The 3,858-nt window shown below is 41.9% G+C and carries 4 protein-coding genes; all 4 read left to right on the top strand.

Annotated elements, in window-relative coordinates:
- Positions 1–521 (top strand): T6SS immunity protein Tli4 family protein (locus D3222_RS23820; RefSeq protein ID WP_255417070.1); only part of this gene is annotated, 521 nt, incomplete at its 5' end.
- A gap of 531 nt (positions 522–1,052) precedes the next feature.
- Complete coding sequence (locus D3222_RS23830; RefSeq protein ID WP_118988274.1) at positions 1,053–1,340, top strand: hypothetical protein; 288 nt, start codon at positions 1,053–1,055, stop codon at positions 1,338–1,340.
- A 3-nt stretch (positions 1,341–1,343) separates the two neighbouring features.
- Entirely contained in the window at positions 1,344–2,978 is a 1,635-nt protein-coding gene (locus D3222_RS23835; RefSeq protein WP_118988275.1) for an esterase/lipase family protein, read from the top strand.
- The coding region (locus D3222_RS23840) for a T6SS immunity protein Tli4 family protein (protein ID WP_118988276.1) at positions 2,971–3,858 on the top strand (888 nt) is incomplete at its 3' end. The genes D3222_RS23835 and D3222_RS23840, both read left to right, overlap by 8 nt.

Consider the following 3,858-nt stretch of genomic DNA (forward strand, 5'->3'; position numbering starts at 1 on the left):
CCAGAATCAGCGGCAGAAAGGATACAGAAATCCCCACAATGGCAGGAACCTGTATCCCGGACGGATTTATTACTGGTAGTAGTAATGAGAAAGAGAATATAACCTTTGTCTATCAGGGAAATGAAAGTAACCATTTTAATTTCAGTATTGAAATACTGAATGATCTTAAAGAGAAAGACAATATGCTGGATCGTATTGGTGGAATGGAAGGGATGTTATTAGCTATGCGGGTCAAGACAATAAGGAAAGGGAAGCGGAAAATTAACGGTACTCATACGGAGGAAATTTTAGCGGCAGGTTCGGAAGGGATGTTATCGGAACCTGAAACGAAGATCCCCCGGTACATGTTTAATTTAATTGCCAATGAAACATTAGGAGATTATAAAAATCCCTTTGTTAGTATTGAGTTGAAGAATGATCGGGAATCGCCAACGCCATATAGTGAAAGTGAACTGGTAGCATTTTGGGATGCGGTAACGAAGACCTTTCGTAAAAGACCGGGTGCTTTCGGCGAGCGATGAAAATACGCTTTAAATTAACTCCCTTATAGGGATATAAGGGTAAAAAATTAGGATAGGATAATAAAAATCAATGCGTTTTTATATTCAGTTTTCATAATTATTCAGACAATGAAAATTGAATATAAAAAGGGATTATTGGTTTTATTTATTGTTGAGGTTTCTCTCTTTGTGAGAGGTCGATAATTTTAAAAATAACTCACTGATGAGGGGAATAATATGATTCAACTTGACTATTGGGATGCGGCCTTATTCGCCTCCGTTTTCTTATTATATTACACTTGGCCGGTTATTACAGTTCTTGATGCGTTGGTTATTTATCGGATAATTAAATGCATTAAACAAAAGAAATACACGCGGGCGTTACTCTTGATTTTTGTTGCATTGTTAATGAGTAGCTCTCTTGTTTTTATAATGATATGGTCAAATTTATATGGGTGAACGGATGGAAATAAATAAGTGTTTTCGGTTTAATCGTGAAAAGAGATCCTGCTGGCCTGTGGGGGCGGTTATATCCGTATTGGCAAGGGTCAGGTGGAAAGTGGCGCGCCGGATCACATTATCCAGCGGGGCGCGGTGTGGCAAAAGTTTGGCGGGCAGAGTGTCAGTCTGGCTGTACAACAATGGCAAACGGCTAATTATGCCGTGACACCGAAGGCCGCGAGTGCCTGTGACATTACGCCATTAGCCAGTCAGAAAATGTTGTTACAGGCAGATGATGCGGGAAACCGTTTATTGTCCACTGCTCAGGATGGAAAAAGCCCTCTGCAAAAGCAGACGGGGGTAGAAATAGGCAAATTGAAAATAAAAGATGAGGAGTAAATGATGAGCGAGTCCACTGAAAATGAAATTTATATTCATCCTGAATATGATGAATACGGCCTTCCGTATTACAACGTGCCCAATGCCAGAATTGAAGAAAACCTGGTGGCGACCTGTCTGAAATATGCGACTAAAGTCATCCCGGTGATTTTCCTGCCGGGGGTGATGGGGAGTAACTTAAAATCGACAGAGGGTAAGTCAGTCTGGCGGTTAAACGCGATATATAGCCCAGAGGTTTTACTTTGGGGGCTTAAAGGCGCTTCTTACAGGAAAAAAACATTAGATCCCGGCAAAACAGAAGTTGATGGCTCTGGGGATATTACGCCTGACCACACCGAAAAGAATAAATTTCCCAGTTGTCGGCAGCGGGGTTGGGGAGAAGTGGCACATATGAGTTATGGGGATTTTTTGCCCTGGCTTCAGGATGTGTTGGATGATGAGCGCCAGGTGTTTGAATATTGCATAGAAGGTAAGGGGAGAAAAACGCTCCGGCAACAAATGATCGAGATGGATCTGAATGCGGAGCGGGGTGAAGAGCCGCTGACACCGGAGGAGGTTAAACACAGTTATCGCTTTATGTATCCGGTGAATGTGATGGGCTATAACTGGCTGCAATCCAATGCGGATTCGGCGAAGAGGTTGGCGGGATATGTTGATAAGGTTTTAGCCTTCTATGGTAAACGCTGTGCAACCAAGCAGGTAATTTTAGTCACTCACTCTATGGGCGGGTTGGTTGCCCGCCATTATTCGGAAAAACTGAACGGTCGGGATAAAATTTTAGGGATTGTGCACGGCGTGATGCCGGATACCGGTGCTCCAACAACTTATAAAAGGATGAAAACCGGTGAAGATGGTATGACAGGGCTGGTTGTCGGCAGTAATGGCGCGGAGATGACCGCTGTGATGGCCCAGTCGCCCGGTCCTTTACAACTGTTGCCGGGAAAGGCATATGGTAAAGGCTGGTTACATATCGCCGATGGTAAAATCACACATAAGCTACCGGAGTCAGACCCTTATGAGGAAATCTATCTGGAAAAGGATCGCTGGTGGGGATTATGTGAAACCCGGTTTTTAAACCCGGATAAAGAAGATAAATGGAAAGATAATGAAAGTTGGAGTGAGTATTCGAGTTTGATAAGGAATACAGTTAGTCCATTTATTGAAGAGTTAGCTGGTAAATACCATCCTAATACCTATGCCTTTTATGGTACCAGTGAGAAACATCCATCGTATGGGATTATTTCCTGGCAAAAGGGGCATCGTCATTATTCTAGTTATAGCTATGATAATCTTTTAGAAAAGCAGGAGGATTATTCCGGCATGACATTTAATCAGCCGCTATATGATCCTGCTAATCAGGAAGTCGGTGTAACTCGTACGGTTCGTTTTCTTGTTGGACCTTCATCGTGGGATTATAAAGAAAAATATTTTGTACTGGCATCACCAAATGAGAAAGGGGATGGTACAGTGCCGGTACAGGCGGGTCGTATTAAAGCCAGAAGTTTACGTAGCCTGCTGGCAACGGAGGTGGATCACGAAGGGGCGTATAAAGAGGATAAAGAAACTAAAGATAGCAAAGCCCGGTTATTTACCCTGCGTGCAATTGTGAAGATGGTTCAGGGGGTGAAAATTGAATAAGAAGAATGCCTTATTTATTTTAGTGGTTACCTATATTCTGTGGTGGTATTTTCCTGCCCCTTATCATCACCCTATTTTAACTGAGAAGGAAAAGCGAATGACGACCGAACTGTTAGCAAATATGCAAACCCGTTGTGTGGGCCGTTATCTGATTGATATCCCCGTAGCATTTGGCAATATCCTCCATGATGGGATATTTATTGGTGATGCAAAAATAGAAACCAAGCGTTTATATCTGCCTGCCTTTGAACAGCGGATACAATTAAGGGAGCAGGAATTAAAGACGACTAAAACTGTCAATCCGAAAGATATGCCCTTTTTGAAAAAAGTCTATCGCCTCCAGGGGAAACTGCATGGTGTAATTTTTGACAGAAATAATAATGTTAGTGAACCTGGTTTTTCACGAGTATTGGAGGCGCATTTATACAATAATGGCGTTGCTTTTATTATAGAAATGCCATTTACAGAAATATCAGATGATAAATATAGCTATTCAAGAGACCTTTCTATAAAAGCTGGACTGACAGAAAGAGAATATAAAATGCTTTATCAAACCTTGGAGAAAATGAACAGACTTCTCCCCAGAATCAGCGGCAGAAAGGATACAGAAATCCCCACAATGGCAGGAACCTGTATCCCGGACGGATTTATTACTGGTAGTAGTAATGAGAAAGAGAATATAACCTTTGTCTATCAGGGAAATGAAAGTAACCATTTTAATTTCAGTATTGAAATACTGAATGATCTTAAAGAGAAAGACAATATGCTGGATCGTATTGGTGGAATGGAAGGGATGTTATTAGCTATGCGGGTCAAGACAATAAGGAAAGGGAAGCGGAAAATTAACGGTACTCATACGGAGGAAATTTTAGCGGCAGGT

Source organism: Photorhabdus sp. CRCIA-P01, assembly GCF_003545805.1.
GTDB lineage: Bacteria > Pseudomonadota > Gammaproteobacteria > Enterobacterales > Enterobacteriaceae > Photorhabdus > Photorhabdus antumapuensis.

Coding starts and splice junctions, on each gene's coding strand:
- D3222_RS23835 (WP_118988275.1), top strand. CDS start 1,344: ATGAGCGAGTCCACTGAAAATGAAATTTATATTCATCCTGAATATGAT.